Source organism: Mesorhizobium sp. LMG 17147 (genome assembly GCF_024297145.1).
Taxonomy (GTDB): Bacteria; Pseudomonadota; Alphaproteobacteria; order Rhizobiales; family Rhizobiaceae; genus Mesorhizobium.
The window spans coordinates 1-20,588 of the sequence record NZ_JANCTC010000023.1 but is presented as its reverse complement, the minus strand read 5'-3'; the positions used below and the strand labels follow the sequence as shown (position 1 = coordinate 20,588).

General features: G+C 59.1%; 18 protein-coding genes and 2 pseudogenes. 16 read left to right on the top strand and 4 right to left on the bottom strand.

Features of this window, described 5'->3' with window-relative positions; genetic code table 11:
• Nucleotides 1–16 precede the first annotated feature (16 nt).
• Complete coding sequence (locus NMG46_RS26020) at nt 17–1,195, bottom strand: cytochrome P450 (protein WP_029356565.1); 1,179 nt, start codon at nt 1,193–1,195, stop codon at nt 17–19.
• Nucleotides 1,196–2,679: 1,484 nt separating this feature from the next.
• Between NMG46_RS26020 and NMG46_RS26015 the strand changes: the two genes are divergently transcribed.
• The gene (locus NMG46_RS26015; RefSeq protein ID WP_029356567.1) at nt 2,680–3,912 is read left to right on the top strand and encodes an MFS transporter; all 1,233 of its coding nucleotides are present in this window, start codon (nt 2,680–2,682) and stop codon (nt 3,910–3,912) included.
• 264 nt (nt 3,913–4,176) lie between these two features.
• On the opposite strand, the pseudogene NMG46_RS26010 reads toward NMG46_RS26015, so the two are convergent.
• A pseudogene (locus NMG46_RS26010) lies at nt 4,177–5,208 on the bottom strand (hemin-degrading factor); the annotation flags it as partial.
• Nucleotides 5,209–5,794: 586 nt separating this feature from the next.
• Here NMG46_RS26010 and NMG46_RS26005 point away from each other — a divergent pair.
• The 15 genes from NMG46_RS26005 (at nt 5,795) to NMG46_RS25935 (ending at nt 17,332) form a co-directional block, all read left to right on the top strand.
• Nucleotides 5,795–6,115, top strand: a complete 321-nt coding sequence (locus NMG46_RS26005; RefSeq protein WP_029356570.1) for an iron-sulfur cluster assembly accessory protein — start codon at nt 5,795–5,797, stop codon at nt 6,113–6,115.
• Between the two features lie 17 nt (nt 6,116–6,132).
• Nucleotides 6,133–6,450 carry a hypothetical protein gene (locus NMG46_RS26000; protein WP_126038026.1) on the top strand — a complete coding sequence of 106 codons (318 nt, stop codon included), beginning with the start codon at nt 6,133–6,135 and terminating at the stop codon, nt 6,448–6,450.
• A gap of 13 nt (nt 6,451–6,463) precedes the next feature.
• A complete protein-coding gene (gene nifS, locus NMG46_RS25995) occupies nt 6,464–7,675 on the top strand; it encodes a cysteine desulfurase NifS (protein ID WP_029356572.1) in 1,212 nt (403 codons plus the stop codon).
• Between the two features lie 180 nt (nt 7,676–7,855).
• Complete coding sequence (nifW, locus tag NMG46_RS25990) at nt 7,856–8,233, top strand: nitrogenase stabilizing/protective protein NifW (RefSeq protein WP_029356574.1); 378 nt, start codon at nt 7,856–7,858, stop codon at nt 8,231–8,233.
• A gap of 187 nt (nt 8,234–8,420) precedes the next feature.
• Complete coding sequence (locus tag NMG46_RS25985; RefSeq protein ID WP_029356576.1) at nt 8,421–9,272, top strand: electron transfer flavoprotein subunit beta/FixA family protein; 852 nt, start codon at nt 8,421–8,423, stop codon at nt 9,270–9,272.
• Nucleotides 9,273–9,288: 16 nt separating this feature from the next.
• Nucleotides 9,289–10,398, top strand: coding sequence for an electron transfer flavoprotein subunit alpha/FixB family protein (locus NMG46_RS25980; RefSeq protein WP_029356578.1), 1,110 nt, complete (start codon nt 9,289–9,291; stop codon nt 10,396–10,398).
• A gap of 10 nt (nt 10,399–10,408) precedes the next feature.
• Nucleotides 10,409–11,713, top strand: coding sequence for an FAD-binding protein (locus NMG46_RS25975; RefSeq protein WP_024505236.1), 1,305 nt, complete (start codon nt 10,409–10,411; stop codon nt 11,711–11,713).
• A gap of 12 nt (nt 11,714–11,725) precedes the next feature.
• Nucleotides 11,726–12,025 (top strand): ferredoxin family protein, encoded by a 300-nt coding sequence (locus NMG46_RS25970; RefSeq protein ID WP_024505235.1) that lies wholly within the window; start codon nt 11,726–11,728, stop codon nt 12,023–12,025.
• A gap of 266 nt (nt 12,026–12,291) precedes the next feature.
• The gene (locus tag NMG46_RS25965; protein ID WP_029356581.1) at nt 12,292–13,008 is read left to right on the top strand and encodes an alpha/beta fold hydrolase; all 717 of its coding nucleotides are present in this window, start codon (nt 12,292–12,294) and stop codon (nt 13,006–13,008) included.
• Between the two features lie 616 nt (nt 13,009–13,624).
• Nucleotides 13,625–13,813, top strand: a complete 189-nt coding sequence (locus tag NMG46_RS30050; protein WP_348627402.1) for a helix-turn-helix domain-containing protein — start codon at nt 13,625–13,627, stop codon at nt 13,811–13,813.
• Between the two features lie 272 nt (nt 13,814–14,085).
• The gene (nifB, locus tag NMG46_RS25955; protein WP_029356585.1) at nt 14,086–15,567 is read left to right on the top strand and encodes a nitrogenase cofactor biosynthesis protein NifB; all 1,482 of its coding nucleotides are present in this window, start codon (nt 14,086–14,088) and stop codon (nt 15,565–15,567) included.
• 29 nt (nt 15,568–15,596) lie between these two features.
• Nucleotides 15,597–15,791, top strand: coding sequence for a 4Fe-4S binding protein (locus tag NMG46_RS25950; protein WP_029356587.1), 195 nt, complete (start codon nt 15,597–15,599; stop codon nt 15,789–15,791).
• 83 nt (nt 15,792–15,874) lie between these two features.
• Nucleotides 15,875–16,195 carry a nitrogen fixation protein NifZ gene (locus NMG46_RS25945; RefSeq protein ID WP_029356589.1) on the top strand — a complete coding sequence of 107 codons (321 nt, stop codon included), beginning with the start codon at nt 15,875–15,877 and terminating at the stop codon, nt 16,193–16,195.
• The gene (gene nifT, locus NMG46_RS25940; RefSeq protein WP_024505230.1) at nt 16,192–16,404 is read left to right on the top strand and encodes a putative nitrogen fixation protein NifT; all 213 of its coding nucleotides are present in this window, start codon (nt 16,192–16,194) and stop codon (nt 16,402–16,404) included. The genes NMG46_RS25945 and nifT overlap by 4 nt, the downstream gene beginning before the upstream one ends.
• 34 nt (nt 16,405–16,438) lie before the next feature.
• Nucleotides 16,439–17,332 carry an SIR2 family protein gene (locus tag NMG46_RS25935; RefSeq protein ID WP_029356592.1) on the top strand — a complete coding sequence of 298 codons (894 nt, stop codon included), beginning with the start codon at nt 16,439–16,441 and terminating at the stop codon, nt 17,330–17,332.
• Between the two features lie 307 nt (nt 17,333–17,639).
• On the opposite strand, the gene NMG46_RS25930 is transcribed toward NMG46_RS25935, so the two are convergent.
• Both NMG46_RS25930 and nifA read right to left on the bottom strand, forming a co-directional pair.
• Complete coding sequence (locus NMG46_RS25930) at nt 17,640–18,206, bottom strand: sugar O-acetyltransferase (protein ID WP_029356595.1); 567 nt, start codon at nt 18,204–18,206, stop codon at nt 17,640–17,642.
• A gap of 584 nt (nt 18,207–18,790) precedes the next feature.
• Nucleotides 18,791–19,834, bottom strand: a pseudogene (gene nifA, locus NMG46_RS25925) (nif-specific transcriptional activator NifA); the annotation flags it as partial.
• Nucleotides 19,835–20,588 lie beyond the last annotated feature (754 nt).

Genomic DNA, 20,588 nt, shown 5'->3' with positions numbered 1-20,588 from the left:
GTCGTTGGCTGAAACTTCAGGACCAGTCCAGGATCAGATTCTCGATCCCGAACACATGGCCGCCGAAGGTGATAGGTTCAGTCCCTGTCTTGATCCGAAAGGCTGGGATGCGCGCCAGCCACTCCTCCAGGCCAATGACAATCTCCCGCCGGGCAAGGTGTGAGCCAAGACAACGATGGGGACCATAGCCAAAGGCAGCGTGCCGGTTGTCCTCGCGCGCCAGATCGATCTCATTCGGGCATTCGAATTCCGCCGGGTCACGATTGGCAATCATCGTGGCACAGGAAACATAGTCTCCCTTGCGGATCGGCGCGCCTTTGAAGTCGACATCCTTCGTTGCCACTCGGATCATCTGAATGGTCGAATAGGCGCGCAGCAATTCTTCCGCAGCGACGGCAGTCCGGTCCGGTTCGCTTCGTAGCAATTCCTGATCTTTGGGGTTGCGCGCGAGATGGGCCAAGTCGAAGCATATGGCTGCTGAGACCGTGTCGAGCCCCGCGACAAACACAAGCACGCCGATGCCACGGACTTCTTCGTCACTGAGCAGACGGCCCTCGACCTTTGCCTTCACGATGAAGGTCATGAAATCATCGACCGGCTCCTTGCGGCGCTCGGTGGCAAGTTCGTCGATGAAGGCCACGATCGTCCGGGCTGCGGGTGGTCGTTGCTCCTTATCGCCGTGGAGCAGATCTCTAGCCCAGCCGACAAATGTTTCTAGTCCGTCGTCCGAAAGCCCAATAAAGCGAAGGAAGATATTGACCGCGAACGGAACTGCAAAATCCTTCATGATGTCGCAGCTCGTGCCTGATGCGGCGATCCTGTCGATCAGCTTGATCGCTCGTTCCCGGACAGCCGGCTCCAATGCCATTACCCGCTTTGGCGAAAGCAGCGGATTGAGCAGTGAGCGAAAAACACCGTGGAATGGCGGATCGAGCTCAAGCGGGATCATCGGCCAGCTCTCGCCGAGCACAGAGGCGAAGATGCTGCGATGGCTGGAAAACGTTTCGGTGTCCTGCAGCACCCGGCGCTGGTCGCTCGCGCGAGTGATGACCCAGGTACCCCGACCGTCGCGCGTGTTGCTGGTTGAATAAAAGATCGGAGGCCCGGCATGAATGCAAGCAACCGCTGCATGCGGATCCCCGTTAGCGGTCGGCAACATGCCGGGCGACGTAAACAGGTTGAAGTCCCTCACCATTTCGGGCGGGACATGATCTGGAACCGGCCGCGATTTAACCGCGCCAGAATCGAGAGACCGTTCATGAGATGCTGTCGGCATTTGCATGCAATCGTTGGTGCAAGCTCCGTGCCGAATTCGTCTTTCGATAATCCTTGCTGTTTGCTGGGCAGCAGGTGGCGCCTGCGCTGACTTGCTGGTCGGGATTGCAACATTCTTGTCCAGCGTCGGACACAGAATGTAGAAAGCTAGACACCGACTTGGAGCAACTCAACTGGTGGGATCGCTAGCCGATCATGTGCCCGGGGAGCATCCAGTTCGAAAGCTTGCGCTAAGCGGCTTGGTGACTTGGCCGAGGTCACCCAGGTGGAAATGACCAACACTTGGGGTGAGCCTAGTGGCGCTCCCCTCGATGATGTCTGGCGGGGTGGTTAGCCGCCTCCGTGGGACAAGATCAGTCTACACGAATGGACTATAGCCTCTCCTCGCCTGCCTCATTGGCCGTCCTTCAGAGCCGGCCACACGAGCTTTTGTCTTTCAGCAGGGCGTTTTTCTCGCCAGCTACAGAGCCACACCGACGCCATGAGCGTCCAGTCGACGGGTTGGATGGCCCTGTCCATCTTGCCCAGCACCTTGGCTTCGCATTTGCCGGTGCGGCGGAAGCCTTCAAGACGCAGTTCTTGACCTTCTCCAGATCAGCCTCGGACGGATATCGGCAAGGGTTCAGCTCGTCCTTTTGAACTTGCGCATCTTCGTGTTGGCCAACCCCAGGCCGCCCGACATATTTGCGGTCTATCCGGCACCTCAACTTCGAACAACCTTGCGGCAAGCTCTTGGGATAGCCCACGCTCGTGCCTCCACCACCCGCTCAGCAGAGCCAGATTTGTCGTTGATGGCACGGAACTTGCGCAGTCATTCGCAGATGCGTCACGGACCGAGAGTGTCGTCCCATGAATTCGATCACCAAAAAGGCCGCCCGACGTTGCTGGGACCGCCTGCAATCACCTTATCCCAAAATTGGGAGCAACGGCTTCAAAAGGGATAACTCATCACCTCAATTTTGTCGATCGCGCGGCCATCGAACCGCAGCCATCGATCAGACTTCCGCCTCGTTGCACTCATTGCGACCGCCTTGGTGCTTGCGACAACCGCTCAATTCTGGCTGCCAGGATAACCACATATGGCGACGGAACTTCCTGCTTCAAAGCAATATAGAGATCGTCGATCATCCCCCAATCAAGGCCTCGATCGAGGACACCGCGTTCGGCTTGCTTGGTTCGCAGTGAACAGGCCGCACTTCGACGAATGCGATCGATGCGACCGCGCCGAGAACTCTCCCGCATTGTCGACGGTTGGGTCCGTCGGCCCTCCGATGAGGCCTCGGATGCGTCGGGCGCCGAGGCCTCGACTGATGCCGACTGGCCGCCGCCGGAAGGTCTCGCGGCTTTGATCCCCGGCGATGTAGCCACCCCTGCTGCAACAGCTCCTAGCCGGAGAACTCATTCATGACCGAATCGGCGACAGATTTAGTGGACGCGGCTTTGTTCGACCGAGATCGGCTTGACCCAGAAAGTCCCTATCAACGTTCTGGCCCTGCATGGGGTGCCATCATTTCGCTTTCCTTCGGCACCTTCGGGCTTGTGACGGCAGAGTTTCTGCCCGCCAGCGTTCTGACACCGCTCGCGCATGATCTCCGTATCACCACGGGCACGGCTGGACAGGCGCTAACAGCGACCGCAATCGTCGCGGCGATCTCGGCACCGATAATCGCCATCGTGACAAAGCGTCTGGACCGCAGGGTCGTCATCTGGGCGATGACGCTCCTGCTGATCCTGTCGAACGTTCTGGCGGAGGTTGCGGGGTCGCTGCCGGTTTTGCTGGCGGCACGCGTCGTCCTTGGCATATCGCTTGGTGGTTTTTGGTCAATTTCGGCAGCGTTGGCGATGCGGCTGGTTCCAAGTCACCTCATGCCGCGCGCCATGTCGATCATCCTCACCGGCGTTTCTGTCGCCTCCGTCTGCGCGGCTCCAATCGGCGCTTATGTCGGTGACATTTGGGGATGGCGAGCCTCGTTCAAGGTCGCCGCAATCGTGAGTGCCGTTGCGCTGCTCGTGCAACTCGTAACCATTCCGCCACTGCCTCCGATCGAAGTGCGCAGATTCCGCAGTCCGCTGGATGTCGCGAAGAATCCGGCGATGAAGGTTGCGGTGCTAGTCGTGCTATTGGTCGCTTCCGGCCATTTTGCCAGCTTCGCCTACATCCGCGCCTTTCTTGAGAGCGTTCCTGCGCTCGACAAGAAGTCGATCCCGCTCGTGTTCCTTGCTTTTGGCACGGCCGGCGTCTTCGGCAATTTAGCCGGCGCATTCCTCACCAAACACAGTCTCAAGGCGGTCGCGGCCCTGCCGCCCCTGCTCATTGCCGTAGCCGCTGTCTCGCTCCTGACGATGGGAGCATCGGCCTTGATCTCGGCAATTGCAGTTACCGTATGGGGCTTTGCTTTTGGCGCAGTCCCGGTCGGATTGCAGACCTGGATGGTGCTGCGCGTCGCTCCGGAACAGGCCGAGAGCGCTGGTGTACTGATGGTCATAGCCTTCCAAGTGCCCATCGCAGCCGGCACAGCTTTCGGTGGCCTATTGGTGGATCACACGGGTATTGCCAGTGTCTTTGTCTACAGCGCGGTTGCTACGTTCCTCGCTGTCTTGACAGTATTTTTGCTCGGCCCGAACCGCAAAACCTGACCGCCTGGTGGGGAGTGACGACGGTCGGCGGCGTTCACGCTATTGTCACCTCTGAGCTCGGCCCAAAGGCCGCGGCTTCGTCGTAACCATGCGGTCGATGGGGCAGCGCCAAATTGCTTCCTGCTCATCGCGTTGCGATAATACAGCGCGCTTATTGCGTCATCGTGTCCCCGATCTCGGCTTCAATGCCCGGCTACTGGCTGCGGAGGCAGATGGGCGCCGGCGTCCCACCGACGACGATCGGTCTTTTCTCATGTAGCTGTCGGGGAAACGAGGCAGGTTTTCCGCCAGAACCCGCCAGTCGTCGCGCTCGCGTTCGCCTTCCTTGCGCGCACCGAACAACTGGATGATAATCTTGCCGTCGGACCCATATGCTTCGAGCGAGGTGACGTGACTGTCATTGGTCGGCTTGCGCACGGCCCAAACCTCACGGATTTGGTGGGTCCTGAGATGCAGCCGGAACGTTTCGTCCAGCACATAGATGCACGGCCCGATCTGCTTGACCGACTTGATTAAGCCGGAATGGGTCTGGATAGAACCTCGGTTGCCGACGAAGCACATGATCGGCAATTCGTCTTCGGCCGCACGCTGGAGCACGGCGCCAACTGCGGCATTGTCGAGCAGCCAAGCGTAATCCTGGCCGACCATGCGCAAAGCCTGGCAGCGGCTGAGCTTGAGCGTCTTTAGAAGGTTGACGTCAGTCAGCCGGCTCCAGTGCTCGCGTAGGTCGTCCACCGTGCCGGCCCAGTCCGCAGTCCTCGCGCCCAGGTCGGCTACTCTCGCCTTAAGCGACATGGTCGGCTCCTGGTTGGCGGATACGAGCTCGGCCACCAGCTTTCGATAGGCATGAAGGTTGGAGACCGGCCTGAGATGCACCTTATGCACTGCTGCGCCGGTGGCGTCGAAGAATTGCAAACTGCGCTGGATTCCGCCGCGATGGCGCCTTTCAACAGCGAAACCATACCTCCAAGCCTGCGGGAAGACGCGAAGGTCGAATTCGTCACCAAGGACCATGGCGTGATTGTTGCCGGTTATCACTCTGTTGAAGACGCCAATCTTTTCGTGCACGGCACCTTGATTGCGGGTCAGCGCCGTCACTTCGCCCACGAATTCGAGGCCCGTCAGAAGGTGATTGACGCGCGGGTCGATGCGTGCCGCGCCGAAACCGCAATGGGCAGCGACCAGTTCCGCTTCCGAAATGGCCAATTGGGCGGCGAAATCACGCGCGGGAATGTTCGGACAGACTTCCCACGCACGCCGGATTTCGTTGGGCGACCGCTTCTTGCGCTGATCCATGTTTTTACCCCCGCCCCGTTCTTCTTTTGACGATCGATCGAAAAACGGGCCTCAGGGGTGTGCACGGCGGACGCGATCGATCGTCAGGCACATGCCAGTCGAATCCTGTCTCCGGGCGGTCAGCGGCCAATCGCCGGTAGAGAGCGATTGTTGGGTGGTCGGCGCCAATCGGCCGATCGAGCATTCGGGTACCACCGGCGGTGCTGCTTTCCCACTCAAGGCGGGTCTGATGGATCATATTGCTTTCCTTCGTTCTTCGATTGCGAGGGCAACCCAAAGGTGAATCGGCCGGCAATTTTGCCGCCGCAACGAAGGCTTCACAAAAATCGTGCCAGTTGCTCCGCGGCAAGCTCTGAACATCTTTGGCTCTGTTCATTGCTTTACGCGTGAGTGCATCGCGAACTCAGGCGCCCTTCCTGTGACGCGGACGCGACAAACCCGACAGTAAGTGTCGGTTGTCGGACGTCTCCCCAGCAATCGAGCATAAGAGACGTCGGGATGTCCTACGGTTTTTGACACGTCTTCCCTTTGGCACGGTCCATGCGAGATGATCCGCGAAAACGTCGGACCGAGGAGAAATCGAGCCATGATTACGCTCACCGACAACGCTGTTGCCGCCATCAAGGCCGCTCTTTACCGCGCCAGCGAGCCGGCGGAAGGATTTCGCATCATGGTCCATGCCGGCGGCTGCGCCGGCTTCCAATACTCAATGGGCCTGGAGAGCGTCTCACGTGAGGGCGATGCGATCATCGAGCGAGATGGGCTCAAGGTGTTCATGGATAGAGGCTCCCAACCCCATGCCGCCGGCATGACCGTGGACTTCGTCACTGGGCTCGAAACATCCGGCTTTGTTTTCGATAACCCCAATGCGCGTGAGACGTGCGGCTGCGGCAAGTCCTGCAAATGATTGCGAGGGAACAGGCTATGTTCGACTATAGCGACGCCAAGGAATACTGCGTCGAACCGGTAACCGCCGGCGCTCTGGAACCGGCCGACACGCACTGTCGGCCCGGAACAATTGCGTTCGGTGATGCGCGAAATCGCGATCATCGATCGTTGCCGTGGGCAAGCAAACAAAATTGCCCGAAACAGCTGAATTCCCGGCGGATGCCGCCACCAAAGGGCAATGTCGACAGCGACCGGTCAGCCAAGCCATCGCTCGCCCGGCCGCCCACCTTACCAGATACGATATGCGCCAGAGGTTCAATGGCCCGCCTACCCTTGAATCATTTCAGCAGTTGAAGGATCACTCCCAATGAGCCCTGTCTATCTCGACAACAACGCAACGACGCGGGTTGATCCTGCAGTCGTTGGAGCGATGTTGCCTTTCTTTACGGAGCAATTTGGCAATCATTCGTCCATGCACGCCTATGGCGCATCGGTTGCTGAAGCCGTGAGAAAGGCGAGGCAACAGTTGCAAGCCCTCATCGGCGCGGGATTCGAGGACGAGATCATCTTCACCTCGGGCGGGACTGAAAGCGACAGTACAGCCATCCTTTCGGCGCTGGAGGTGATGCCCGACCGAACGGAAATAGTGACTTCCGCGGTTGAACATCCGGCCGTTCTGAAGTTGTGCGCGCACCTTGAAAAGACGCGCGGCGTCAAGGTGCACATTATCCCAGTCGATCACCACGGCCGGCTCGACCTGGACGCCTACAGAACCGCCCTCACCCCACAAGTGGCAATCGTCTCGATAATGTGGGCGAACAATGAGACCGGTACGATCTTTCCCGTGGTTAAGCTTGCCGATCTAGCCAGGGAAGTCGGCGCGCTTTTCCACACTGATGCAGTGCAGGCGGTCGGAAGGCTTCCGATTGAGCTGAAATCGACCGCGATCGACATGCTGTCGCTCTCCGCCCACAAGCTGCATGGTCCAAAGGGGATAGGCGCGCTTTATGTAAGACGTGGCGTGCGCTTCTCCTCCATGATCAAGGGTGGGCACCAAGAGCGCGACCGGCGTGCAGGCACTGAAAACACACCCGGCATAGTCGGACTGGGCATGGCGGCCGAACTCGCCTTGAAATTCATGGACGAGACAAAACGAATAAAATGGTTGCGCGACCGCCTTGAGAACGGGATCATCCAGCGCATCCCAAACACATCCATCAACGGCGATCCGCAAGAGCGATTGCCAAACACTGCAAACATTGGATTCGAAGGTATCGAAGGCGATGCAATCCCAATTGTCCTGAGCCGGCTGGGAATCGCCTGTTCCGCCGGGTCCGCCTGTGCCTCTGGCTCACTGGAACCGAGCCATGTTCTGATCGCTATGAACGCGGCATGTGGGGCAGTCCGCTTCTCCTTGTCGCGTGACAACGGCGAAGATGACGTAGACCGCGTGCTTGAGGTCCTGCCTGCGATCACCGAGAAGCTACGGGCCGTTCCCAGTGCTGGACTGTGCGGGCGAGGTGCAGAACAGCTTCATTCCGGCCCGGGTCCGAGCGGCACAATAGCCGACGAGCCGTGAGGTCTTCCTCAACGTGACGACCCTGCGCAATGGAGAGCGGTCAAACCCGGGGTCGCCTTCACCACTTCAGAAAAGCTTGAGATCGCCAAGTCTCTTGCCCAGCCGCCGTGCCAGAGGTCGGCACGCCGTCAGCAATGTCACCAACGCATCGACACCACAATTTCGTGCCGGGAGAATACAATGAACTGCTCCGCTGACAGCCGCCCGATCGATCCCACCGATATCCTGGCGCGACTGAAGGGGCTGTCGGCTGCGGAGGACTTCTTCGCCTGCCTTGGCGTCTCCTACGACCCGAAAGTGATGAATGTCTCGCGGCTCCATATCATGAAGCGCGTGGGCCAATACCTTGCCGAAGAAGATTTCTCCGGTCTGCCTGACCAGGTAATCGCCGCGCGGGTACGCGCCAAGCTGGAACGCGCCTACGAAGATTTCGCGACTTCCTCGCCGCTCACGCAACGTGTGTTCAAGGTGCTAAGGGACCACGATCCAAACATATGTGCCGCACCTGGCCGCGCCTTCGTCCCTCTCGACTCTGCACTGAAGCGGTTCGGAAAGTAATGAGCCCGACACGGCTGCGGCGCGACAATGTCGAGAAGTCGACAAATCCAGTCCTCATGACGCCTCCTCGGAAGCAAACGAAGCCACCTTCTGGAATAGAGGCAGGAAGAAGACTTGGCATGAACGATGCAGGCATGAGGTGAACCGCCAAGCACGCATCCGGACTGGGAGCTTAGAGAAATCGCCAATGCACATCGTAATCTGCATCAAGCAGGTGCCGGATTCGGCACAGATCCGCGTCCACCCGGTGACGAACACGATCATGCGTCAGGGTGTGCCGACCATCATCAATCCCTACGACCTGTTCGCCCTCGAAGAAGCGCTCAAACTGCGCGACGTTCATGGTGGCGAGGTTACTGTGCTCACAATGGGTCCGCCCATGGCGGAGGACTCGCTGCGAAAGGCGCTCGGTTACGGTGCTGACCGAGCAGTTCTCTTGACGGACCGCTATTTTGCCGGATCCGATACGCTGGCGACCTCCTTTGCTCTTTCGCAAGCAATCGCAAAAATTGGGGAGACTTTCGGCAGGCCGGACATCGTCTTCACCGGCAAGCAGACGATTGACGGCGATACCGCCCAGGTCGGACCCGGCATAGCCAAGCGCCTGGATCTATCGCAACTTACCTATGTCGCGAAGATTGCCTCCATCGATCTCAAAACGCGCGAGATCGAAGTCGCGCGTCGCGCCGAAGGCGGCACCCAGTTGCTGAAGAGCAGACTCCCTTGCCTCATTACCATGCTGGAAGACACCAACGAAATCCGCCGGGGCTCGCTCCAGCAGGCTCTTTGCGCGGCGCGCAGCCAAGTCGTGAAGTGGACTGCAGCCGACGCCGGCATTGATGATCTCACCCGGTGCGGTCTGCGTGGCTCGCCGACAGTCGTCAAGCGTGTTTTCGCCCCCACCGCACGGGCAGAAAGCGCGGCGCAGATCGACACCGCGGAAAAGTGCTTGCAGGACATCGCCGATGAACTCATCGCCAATATCTTAACCCGCCGGCCGGCGCTGGAACATGAGTTGGCCTTCAACAGCGGCACGTGACGGCCAGGAGCAGAAAATGTCGACCGCAAGCCAAGCTACCCCTCGCCTCGCCCCCGGCCGTTCCGGTGTAAAGAAAGAACTTCCCGACCGTTTCAAAGACTACCGGCACGTGTGGGTCTTCCTCGAGCTCGAACGCGGCAATGTGCATCCTGTATCATTCGAACTGCTGGGTGAAGGCCGCAAATTAGCCGACAAGCTTGAAGTCCAGCTCGCGGGCGTCGTGCTGGGACCGCCGGGCGAGATGGTCGAGGACGCTGTTGCCGAGGCCTTCGCTTACGGGGCGGATCTTGTCTACATCGTCGATGCGCCGCCGCTCGCCGACTACCGGAACGAGCCGTTCGCCAAGGCGCTCACGGATCTGGTCAATACCCATAAACCCGAAATCCTCCTTCTCGGCGCGACCACACTGGGCAGGGATCTTGCGGGCTCGGTAGCGACGACCCTGCAGACGGGGCTCACGGCCGACTGCACAGAACTTGATGTAGATTCCGACGGTTCACTCGCCGCGACCCGTCCGACTTTTGGTGGCTCGTTGTTGTGTACGATCTATACACTAAACTACCGGCCGCAAATGGCGACGGTGCGACCAAGGGTCATGCCTATGCCGCAGCGGGTGGATAAGCCGGTCGGGCGTGTCATGCGGCACAAGCTGTCGCTCGTTGAGGACGATATCGTCACCAAAGTCCTCGGCTTCCTGCCGGATAACCAGTCGGCAATGGCAAATCTTGCCTATGCGGATGTCGTGGTTGCGGGAGGCCTCGGTCTCGGCGCGGCGGAGAACCTTCAGCTTGTGAAGAAACTTGCCCGAGCGATCGGCGCCGAGCATGGCTGTTCGCGCCCCTTGGTCCAGAAGGGCTGGATGCCGGCTGATCGGCAGATTGGCCAAACTGGCAAGACCATTCGACCGAAGCTTTACATCGCGGCCGGAATTTCCGGCGCCATCCAGCACCGAGTTGGGGTCGAGGGGGCCGATCTCATCGTCGCGATCAACACCGATCCGAACGCGCCGATTTTCGAGTTCGCCCACCTCGGGATCGTCACGGATGCAATCCGCTTCCTGCCCGCACTGACGGAAGCCTTCACCCGGCGGCTGTCGCCGCACAGTCGAGACAAGCTTGCGAGTTGAGGGAGAGGACATGATTGAACAATTCGATGCCATTGTGGTCGGAGCCGGCATGTCCGGAAACGCAGCTGCTTACACTTTGGCAAGCCAGGGGCTGAAGGTACTGCAGTTGGAGCGCGGGGAATATCCGGGCTCTAAGAACGTCCAGGGTGCCATAATGTACGCGAACATGCTGGAGAAGATCATCCCGGACTTCCGGGATGATGCGCCCCTCGAGCGGCACCTGGTCGAACAGCGACTTTGGGTGATGGACGACACGTCTCACACCGGAATTCATTACCGGTCGGACGACTTCAATGAGGCGAAACCCAACCGCTACACGATCATCCGCGCCCAGTTCGACAAATGGTTTTCCCGCAAGGTGCGCGAGGCTGGCGCGACGGTCCTGTGTGAGACGACCGCGACGGAACTCGTCCGTGATGGCAATGGCAAGGTGATCGGCGTCCGCACAGACCGGGCTGGCGGAGTGGTCTTCGCGAATGTGGTCGTTCTCGCAGAAGGGGTGTCGGGATTGCTTGGCACTCGCGCAGGCCTGCGCGAGATGCCGAAGCCGGAGACCGTGGCGCTTGCCGTCAAGGAAATGCATTTCTTGCCCGAAGAGGTCATTGGCCAGCGGTTCGGTGTCAAGGGCGATGAAGGCTGCGTAATCGAGGCCGTGGGCACGATCTCTCGCAGCATGGCCGGGCTCGGCTTCCTTTACACCAACAAGGAGTCGATTTCACTCGGCATCGGCTGCCTGGTCTCGGATTTCGCCGCGACGATGGAGAGCCCGTCCGCCCTCCTAGATGCGATGAAAAACCATCCTTCGATCCGGCCGCTGATCGCTGGCTCGGAGGTGAAAGAATATGCCGCCCATCTTATCCCCGAAGGTGGTTACAGGGCCATTCCGCAGCTCTTCGGCGACGGTTGGGTCATCGTCGGCGACGCAGCGCAACTGAACAATGCCATTCACCGTGAGGGTTCGAACCTTGCCATGACCTCGGGTCGTGTCGCGGCTGAGGCGATCATCAAAGTCAAAAGCCGCAACGGTCCTATGACCAAAGCGAACCTTGCGCTCTACAAGACGATGCTGGATGACTCCTTTGTGATCAAGGATCTTAAGAAATACAAGGACATGCCAGCCTTACTCCACACCAATTCCAGCAACTTTTTTGACAGCTATCCGCGGTTGATGTCGCATGCCGCTCAGAACTTCATGCGTGTCGACGGCACGCCGAAGATCGAGAAGGAAAAGAACACCACGGCCGCCTTCATCAACGCGCGCTCGCGCTGGGGGTTGGTCAGCGACGCGGTCCGCCTGGCATTGGCATGGCGCTGAAGAGGGTACAAGATGACGATCGCAGTGACGAAGGTTCGTGTCGAGGACAAGCTTTACCAGAACCGCTATCTGGTCGATTCCGGCCGCCCCCATATTATAGTGCGACCGCACGACAAGCCAAGCGCGAACTTGCTTGCGTTGACCTACGTCTGTCCAGCGAAATGCTATGAGTTGAATGACAAGGGTCAAGTCGAGATCACCGCCGACGGCTGCATGGAATGCGGCACCTGCCGGATATTGTGCGAGAAAGGCGGCGACATCGAGTGGAACTATCCGCGCGGCGGCTTTGGTGTCCTGTTCAAGTTCGGATGATCAGCCGGGACCGTGCCAAGAGCATGCCGGCAGCGAGCAACTGCGGCACACCATGAGCCTCTCCATCCACTTGCAAAGAGCTAGTGAATATTGGCCTTTCGCAATTCAAATTTCCTCGACTCGTTAGCGGTGTCCTCAGGCCACGGCGGTGCCCTGTGCGCCGGACTTACCACCGGTCACGTGGTCGAGCCCCTTTGGGACAACGTCCGGCCATCGTGCCGGATGGCAGCCACAACGGCCGGTGAGCAAGTGGAACGGCACAACCCATGACAAAGACGTATGTGCTAGTGCATGGTGCCTGGCATGGCGGATGGTGTTGGCGGGACGTGGCCGCCAATCTTCGCAAGATGGGATACCACGTGACCACGCCGACCCAGACAGGTGTCGGCGAACGCGCACATTTGCTGTGCAAGGACATCACGCCCGACACATTCGTGACCGACATCGTCAACCACATTGTGACGGAAGAGCTGAGCGATGTGATCCTTGTCGGTCACAGTCTAGGCGGCATCAGCATCACCGGCGCCGCCGACCGGATACCCGACCATATCAGCCATCTCGTTTATCTCGACGGCGCCATCGTCGAGAGCGGTCAAAGTGTATTCAGCACCATGCCCCCCGACATCGTCGCCGCCCGTCGAAAATTGGTTGCGGAGGAAGGACGGGGTATCTTCATGCCGACTCCGCCGCCAACAGCATTCGGCATTCCCGAGGGACACTCGCTCACGGACTGGGTGCGGCGCCGGATAACACCGCATCCGGCAGGCACCTACGAAAGCGGACTTAAGCTCGAGCACCCGCTCGGCAACGGCAGGCCCCGAACCTATGTCGTCTGCACTAATCCACTCCACCCGCCGATGGCGGGAGCGCGAGAATGGGTCGCGAAGCAGGATGGCTGGGCGTGGCAGGAACTCGCCACTGGCCACGACGCAACGATCCTCGCACCGACGGAAGTTGCTCTCCTTCTTAGCGCTGTCGGCTGAGGAACCAAGTAAAGGGTGAGCGGCGGCCGATTCTCAGGCCGCGGCCTTGAGTTCTGGTGCACGGATGTAGGCCCAACGGGTCGTTCCGGTGGCGCCACCGAAACCACCGCCGGAACAAAGGCGGGAGTGGCCTGTCCTGCGGACGTAGCAAGCTTGCGAGCGTTCCGCCGCGGCCGCAGCCCGTAGCGCCGGGCAACCTCCGAGATCACCGCGTTCGGCTCCAGGGTCTCGGCGATGACTCCGTCCCTTGTCGTCCATCGACCAATGCCGTCGACTAACAGCGCCGTTGATCATCTCGAAACGCCGAGGCTGCCGCTCAGGGTCAATCGTAAGTTCAAGTTCAGACACAAGCCGATCTCCGATCCACCTCAGAATCGGCAGGCCCACAGATCGCGGGCACTCCTGGAAGGACACAGCGCTTACCCTTGAAATATGGAGAACCATGGCTTTACGCCGTCGGCAGTTGAGCTGATCTCGCAATGCTATTTCCCCCGGCAACGTCCGCGAGCTGGAGAACTGCGTGTAAAGAACAGCCACACTTGCGCGTTCTCCTCTGGAAGGAACCAATCTTTCGGAACGTGGCAATGTCATCGACGAGCTCTCACGGCCCAGCACGATGCCGGTTCGGCGCATCGGCGCCCCTGAACACGAGATAGCCGGTTGCGATTCTAACGATACGGCCGGACCGGCGCTGGGTCCGCGGCGGACGGAGCGTGACCGGCTGATCGACACAATGGAGAAGGCCGGCTGGGTTCAGGCTAATGCGGCTCGAATTCTCGGCCTCACGCCGCGACAAGTCGGCTAGGCGATACGCCGGCATAGCATCGAGGTGAAGGAAATTCTAAGAGCCTGATGAGCCAATCGTCAGGCCAGTGGTCTTGCGCGCCCTCTGCGCGACAAGGAGTGCTTTGTGCTTCTGAACGGATTTGGACTTGCACTGTCGCAAGCAGGACAAAATTGTGTCGCGCCGGCCTCACACAACCCGACATCGACCCAAATAGTGAACTGAAGCCGCTTTTTTAAGTTGGTATGGCTCTTGCACCTTGAACCGCGACGTACCAGCAACGGAGCCGTTTGATGTCCTCACCGATAATTTCGATTGAGGGGCCGACTAGCACGACATCCGAGGGTTTTCTGGCAGCCGCGAAATCCGGTGGCTGCGCACCGTCCTCCTACGGCTCGTCGCCGACCAGCCCGGGCGATGTGGATCCGGCTATTTGGGACAAGATCAAGGATCACCCCTGCTTTTCGGAGGAAGCGCATCACTATTTCGCGCGTATGCATGTGGCGGTCGCGCCGGCTTGCAATGTCCAGTGCAACTACTGCAATCGCAAATACGATTGCGCCAACGAGAGCCGGCCTGGTGTTGTGTCTGAGAAGCTGACGCCCGACCAAGCGCTACGCAAGGTCATCGCGGTTGCCAACAAAGTTCCGCAGCTTTCGGTTCTTGGCATCGCTGGGCCGGGGGATGCCTGTTACGACTGGGAGAAAACGAAGGCAACGTTCGACCGCGTCATCAGGGAAATCCCCGACATAAAGCTGTGCGTCTCCACCAACGGGCTCGTGCTGCCGGACCATGTCGCCGAGCTTGCCGAAATGAATGTTGATCACGTGACGATCACCATCAACATGGTCGACCCGGAAGTCGGCGCAAAGATTTATCCTTGGATCTTTTATGAAAATCGCCGCTACTTCGGCATCGAAGCCGCTCGAATCTTGCACGCGCGGCAGATGTTGGGCCTGGAAATGCTGAGCGCGCGCGGCATCCTCACCAAAATCAACTCGGTGATGATTCCTGGAGTGAACGACCAGCACCTGTTTGAGGTGAACAAAATGGTCAAGGAGCGGGGCGCGTTCCTGCACAACGTGATGCCTCTGATTTCGGACCCGGCGCACGGCACCCACTACGGACTCATCGGGCAGCGCGGCCCAACGGCAATGGAGATGATGGCCCTTCAGGATCGACTTGAAGGTGGCGCCAAGTTGATGCGCCACTGCCGGCAGTGCCGGGCAGATGCTGTCGGCCTGCTCGGTGAAGATCGTGGCCAGGAATTCACGCTGGACTGGATTCCCGACGGTGTCACCTACGAGGCTGGCAAGCGTCAGGCCTATCGGCAGGTGGTCGCACACGAGCGCCGTGATCATGAGGCGGCGAGGAGCGAAGCCATCGGTATGGTCAAGGCAACAGACTCCGAAAAGTCGCTTCTGGTTGCGGTGGCCACTAAGGGAGGTGGACGGGTCAACGAACACTTCGGCCACGCGAAGGAATTCCAGGTTTATGAAGTCTCGCCTAGAGGGATCAGCTTGGTCGGGCATCGGAAGGTCGAGCGGTATTGCCTCGGAGGCGGGGGCGAAGACGCCATCCTCGAGGGCGTCATCGCTGCGCTCGAAGGCATACACATAGTGCTATGCGCCAAGATCGGAAATCGCCCGAAGGAACAACTCTCGCGAGCTGGACTGCGCGCAACCGACGCCTATGCCCATGACTATATCGAGACCGCAGTCAGCGCACTTTACGCGGCCGAGTTTGGGATCAGACCACTAGCGGCGACGGCCTGAGCCGTCTCGTCCGATAACCAGGAGTTAGAATGGCTTTCAAGATCATCGCATCCCAATGTACCCAATGCGGGGCCTGCGAGTTCGAATGTCCCTCGGAAGCGATCAATTTCAAGGGCGACGCCTATGTGATCGATCCAAACAAGTGCACCGAATGCAAGGAGGCCTTCGATACGCAGCAATGCGTGTCGGTCTGTCCGGTACCGAAAACCTGCGTTCCCGCTTGATTCCTACCGAAGGTCGGGTTCGCCGCACGAGGACGCCTGCAAACCGCGACCACACCAAAAGCCTCGAGAAAGGAATGGACAGCATGTGGTCCAGACGCGAACAGGAGGTCGAAATCGGCAGACCGCCACGGTTCATGCAGGGTGAGCGGGTCCGTGCGACACGCCACATAAAAAACGACGGAACCTATCCCGGCAAGGAGATCGGCGAAAACCTCGTGCGGAAGGGCGACGAAGGCTACGTGCGCGACATTGGAACCTTTCTCCAGCAATTCTTCATCTATGCGGTCGAATGGATCGATCGTGGCACGGTCGTCGGCATGCGAGCGCGCGAACTCATTAGCCTCGACAAAGTCGAGGTTCCCTGCGGAGCTGAAGGCATTTCCAACGGAGGAACAGCCGGATGAAAGTAATGATTCGCAGGACCGCTACTGGCTTGTCGGCTTATGTCCCCAAGAAGGATCTCGAAGAGCCGATCACCGAGATTGAGAACGCAGACTTATGGGGCGGGACCGTGACGCTCAGGAATGGTTGGCGGCTCATGCTGCCCGACCTTCCGCGCGATACGCGTTTGCCGATCACGGTCGAGGCGATGAAGATTTCCGACGGGGCCTGATGCCGGTGGGTTCAGTGGCGGAGAGGAAACGCGTATGAACACGATGCTGAGCTGGGACCATCTCGTCGTCGTCCGGGGCAGTTTTGCCAAAAAGCTGATTGACCTGCTGAAGGGCGCTCTCAAGGCCGATCGAGTGATCCCCTATCTCGGTCCTGGTCTTCTGCAGCTTAACGCGCCGGAATCACCTGTACCTTGCACCCCGGAAGATGTCGCCGCGGCACTCAACAAGCGGGCGCCTGCCCCTTCCAGGATCCGCACCAATATGTGGTCGGTCGCGCAGTTTATCGAGCAGCGCCGACATCGTCGGACTCTTCAAGCGTGGATGGCGGAGATATTCGCAGCCCCCGCCGAGCCGACCGTTCTTCACGCCTGGCTCGCAACCCTTCAACTGTCTGTCATCATCGACAGCTGGTACGATGGCGCCATGCGAGCAGCCCTTGCAGAGGCCGGCCAAACAGACGTTGTCGAGATACAAGGAACCACGCGCGCGACCGGAATTGGTAACATCTGGACGAGAACTTACGATTTGTCAGGAACAGAACTCGACGCCGAACAAGTGGCAAGGACGGTGCTCTATGCGCCGCACGGCAGCGTCAGGCCGGCCGCAAACTTCCTCGTGGCTGATTCCGATTACGTCGAAGTCCTAACCGAAATTGATATCCAGACGCCGATCCCGGACGTGGTGAAGCAACGGCGCGTCAACCGGGGCTTTTTCTTCGTTGGCTGTCGCTTCAACGATCAGATGCTGCGCACATATGCCAGACAGATGATGAAGCGCTCCACTGGCCCACATTTTGCGGTGATCGATTCGGCTACGCTGACCAGAAACGAACGTCGTTTCCTTGCCGAAGGCGCAATCACGGTCATCGACATGCCGATCCGCAACGCCGCGGCTCGCCTCGTCGGGGTCGATGCTAGCCAGGATTAATGGCCGGCGATTGCTGGTGAGTCGCTGCTTGCCTCCAAGGGCGAAAACTCAGTTGGGAATACATTCGTGAGCAGTAATGCTAGTGGCAGCACAACGGAGGCTCTGAATTCGTTGGGCCATGTGAAAGGGTCCGCTGCTGCGGGACGTGAGCACGTTGCGGCGGCATTACGCACATGATCTTGTGACCCCCGTGGCAAAAGAACTGAAGCGCCCGAGTCGCGACAACATATGCAGCGCTCAATGGCTTCGACAAAAATTCGGCACAGTTTCGACAGTTCGCATGCACCTCCAGGGTCAACGAGGTTGATTATGCCTGTTTATGTGGGTCGGCCACGCGAGCAGGAATTCCCACTACCTTTGCCCCGGCGGGAACATCTCGTGTGACCACGCAGCCAGCGCCTACCACTGCATTATCACCAATCGTGACGCCAGGCAGAATGATTGCTCCACCGCCGATCCAGACACGGCTGCCAATGCGAACAGGACGCCCGACCTGCAGGCCGGCCTGCCGCTGCTCGGCATCATGTGGATGATCGGCGGTATAAATCTGCACAGCAGGCCCAATTGCCGTTCCTTGCCCGATTTTGACCTCTACCACGTCAAGAATAACGCAGTTGAAGTTGATGTAGGCATTGGCTCCAATGCGGATATTGAATCCGTAGTCGCAAAAAAAGGGCGGACGGATGACCGTTCCGCGCCCAACCTCTCCCAGCCGCTCGGACAAAAGCTCATGCCAATGCCCCGTGGTCTGCCCCAGCGTATCATTGTACCGCTTGAGCCAAGCCCCGGTGGCCAACAGGTCAGCTTGGATCTCCGGATCCGCCGCATTGTAAAACTCGCCTGCGAGCATCTTTTCTTTTTGGCTACGCATCATAGTCTCCCGTCAGGTCGTGTCCCGTACAGTGATGCAGGAACGCACATCAAACTGCCTCGGCAACTTTGTAACTCGGTCTTGCCGGGCGCGCGGTCGGTCACGAGCCGGGGCGACAGTTCGTCTCGACCAACTTCCGCGAATTTGGATATCGCAGATCAACCGGTCGCAGGGGCCAATACCTGACGAAGTCGGCAACTGTCCAGCGGTCGAACTCACTTTCATGCCCATCTCAGATTGCGTGATATCGAGCGGTAAGCCATCAGCTAATGTATCGAGCAGGTCCCGCCAGCGGAGATCTGCGCGTCGCCTCTACGCATGCTGGCGTGTCACCAATGATACATCGATTATTTCTGGATTTCAGGCACGTCGAATTGATTTGCCCTTGCGGTGTAGAGCGAAGTTACTAGCCATAGGATACTCCTTTTTAGTTTGTCAGTCGCAGAGCCCCAGTACGACTGGTGGTAGAAAGCACACGGCCGGAATCTTGGCAGCGCTGTTCACACCCACTTCGTAAGCCTGGCCGATGGGCTCGGCGCCAGAGCACCAATGCTTGACCTGCTCCAGCTCTTGCTCGGCGGGTTGTTTCAGAGACGCTTGATCTCGATACCGCGTTTTCTCAGCACGTAGCCGATCTGGCGCGGGGTCAAACCGAGCAGGCGCGCCGCCTTTGCCTGCACCCAGCCACACTTTTCCATGGCAGCAATGACCGTATCGGCATCGGGCACCCTACCACGAGTCGTGGCAGGGCCTATCGGCGCTTGCCCGTCGCCGACGGGCGGGGCGGCACAGGCGGCGGAAGGCTCGATCGTAGTCGACGTCTCTGACGTCGGCGGTCCGTTCTTCCACAGCGCCGCGGCCAAGCACTGATCCGCGTAACAGGCAAAGTCAGTTCTGAGGATTGATGGACCCGTCGCCAGAACTGCCGTCCGTTGAACGCAGTTTTCGAGCTCTCGGATGTTACCTGGAAATTCGCAGTTCATTAGCACCTCAATCGCTTCGGGAGCGAAGGTCAGCGTGTGATCATTCTCAGTATTGAAGTTCTTGAGAAACTGAGCGGCCAAGAGCGGAATATCACCTCGCCTTTCGCGCAATGCCGGCACGCGTAAAGTGACGACGTTGATGCGATAATAGAGGTCTTGCCGGAACTCCTTGCGTTGAACTGCCGTTTCCAAGTCCCTGTTCGTTGCGGCAATCACGCGAACATCAACTTTAATGGTGTGGTTGCTGCCGACGCGCTCAAACTCCTGCTCCTGCAGGACACGCAGCAGCTTAGCCTGGAACGAACCTGATATTTCGCCAATCTCGTCCAGAAACAATGTGCCTTTGTCGGCAGCCTCAAAGCGCCCCTTGCGCAAACTGCTCGCGTCGGTGAAGGCACCCTTCTCATGACCGAACAAGTCAGATTCCAGAAGCGTCTCGGTGAGCGCCGCGCAATTGACCTTGATGAAGGGCTGCTTGGCGCGAGGCGAGAGCTCGTGAATGGCTTTGGCAACCAGCTCCTTGCCGGTTCCGGATTCACCTCGCAACAGGACCGTAGTCTTCGCCTTGGCCACCTTGACAAGGTGCTCACGCAGCTTGCGCAGCGCCTGACTATCGCCAAGCATCTCCTTGCTGATCTTTTTACGTTCCATTTGGCAGCCCATCCCACTCCGCTACCCGCCGGTAGAACTGCACTGGACGGTGAGCTGTGTTGTATTTCGTCATCATCATTCTCGATCTCACCTTTGTTGCTTCGAAATTTCCGGCGCGCGGACGCCCTCGGCAAATGGCAATGGCGCCTGAGCATCGTTGCCTTTCACCAGGACGAGCGTCTCAGCCTGCAAACCCATCGTTGACGCAAGAGAGGGAGGGGTCAATCGAGCTCTCCTTGCATTTGTGCAAGGAAAATTGTCAGTTTGATAGAATTCTATCAAAACGGCAGAAACGCCCCGCCCCCAATTTGGCTGTACCTGCGGCGTTCAGCGTACGTGACGACATGTGCGGACTTGTCCCAATTGCCATCCGAGTTGTGCGGAACAGTAGCCGCTGCGCTGTTCGCTTCAACCGCGTGATGCCGCTGACAGTAGAGGCGGCGGCTCGTCGAGCGAGGCTTCATTGTTCGGCTACTAAACCGGCTGTCCTTTGGTGGGAGTTGGTTTCGCCCAAGTTCTGGGCCTGGGGGGCCGGCCCGTTTCGCCGCACAGGCTCCTTCCACATCGTCGAGGCCGAGAAAGAGGGGCCCCACAGCTCCCCCTGTATCACAATGCCCCGCCCCTCAAGCAGCTAGATACGACAGGTGACCTCAAATGAGGCGTCTTGCATGGCTTCTACACCTGCCTGAATGCCAGAACTGCGTTCGTGCCGCCCATGGCGAAGGCGTTGCTCATGGCGACGCGCACCTTG